At 73.9% G+C, this 249-nt stretch carries 1 protein-coding gene; it reads left to right on the forward strand.

Translation table 11 applies throughout. The annotated features are described in order from the left end of the window. Nucleotides 1-57: 57 nt before the first annotated feature. Nucleotides 58-249 (forward strand): DUF6855 family protein (locus tag Q0L15_RS21525; protein ID WP_366939637.1); only part of this gene is annotated, 192 nt, incomplete at its 3' end.

Genomic DNA, 249 nt, shown 5'->3' on the forward strand with positions numbered 1-249 from the left:
CGCGCTCGGCGACCGGGTGCGGCGCGGGAGGAGCGCCGGACAGGAAGGTGACCGACCATGACCGCAGGCACCGCCGACGACCCCTGGGTCCTCAGGACCGCACCGGGCATCTCGGAGTACCGCATGTACCGCGACCCCGACGCGGATCCCCCGGCGCTGGTCTGCGTCGTCGGGACCACGACGCTGCGCTACCACCTGCGCGCGGTCGACGACCTCCACGCGATGCTCGTCGAGCGCGGGGACTGGGTC

Source organism: Nocardioides sp. (assembly GCF_024509035.1).
In the GTDB taxonomy this organism is placed as follows: Bacteria; Actinomycetota; Actinomycetes; order Propionibacteriales; family Nocardioidaceae; genus Nocardioides.